This window comes from Desulforhopalus vacuolatus, from assembly GCF_016918505.1.
Taxonomy (GTDB): domain Bacteria; phylum Desulfobacterota; class Desulfobulbia; order Desulfobulbales; family Desulfocapsaceae; genus Desulforhopalus; species Desulforhopalus vacuolatus.
This window is the reverse complement of sequence record NZ_JAFFPZ010000098.1, coordinates 1-740: the sequence shown is the minus strand read 5'-3', so window position 1 is coordinate 740 and position 740 is coordinate 1. Positions and strand designations below refer to the sequence as shown.

Here is a 740-nt window from a genome sequence, read left to right as displayed (position 1 = left end):
TTAAGAAAATATAAGAACCAACCATTTATCGAAAAACGCATGTATACCAAAAAAACCATTTTGGAAGTAGCACCAGTTTTTTTGAAGAAAGAAAAACGCATTGAAGCCATGCTCTTTTTATATTTTTTAGCATTAATGATCGTGTCGCTTATCGAGCGAAAGATACGTATGAATATGGCAGCTGCACATATCGATAAATTACCTATTTTGCCACAGGGGATGAATTCGAAAAAGCCGACATGGAACAACATTCGCTACTTTTATCGTAACGTTCACCTCTCGCAGATAACCCGCAATGGCGTATGTCTACAAACCGTGGCAAAAGGGATTAGTGATCTGCATGAACAGATTAATCGTCTATTGGAAATCCCCGACTCGGTGTACAAACATCTACAGGATGGCTGGTGGCAATTTAAAGAGACATGATTAAATTTTCAGCATAGTTTTTGGTGAGTATTGTCACAAAATTCAGTTTGATTTGACAGTATCTATTCCCGGATTAAAACCTTGTTATTGTTAATACTAACCCTTTATAGTTTACGAAAAAAATCGTAAACTATTGACATTACAATAAAAAAATAAAAAAGAATCCTGCAAAATTAAGCAGTTAGAAATTGTCTTCGTAAACTTTTCTTAGCCTTTAGTAACCCTATGTATCAGGATAGTTTTCGCTTCAAAAAATCATCATAAATCCAAGGACGAAGTGAGATGGAAGAATACGGTTAGTTTCTGCAAGTAGA

The 740-nt window shown here is 35.0% G+C and carries 1 pseudogene; it reads left to right on the top strand.

Annotated features, from left to right (window positions below):
* Positions 1 to 426: pseudogene (locus JWG39_RS16055) on the top strand (IS1634 family transposase); the annotation flags it as partial.
* Between the last annotated feature and the right edge of the window lie 314 nt (positions 427 to 740).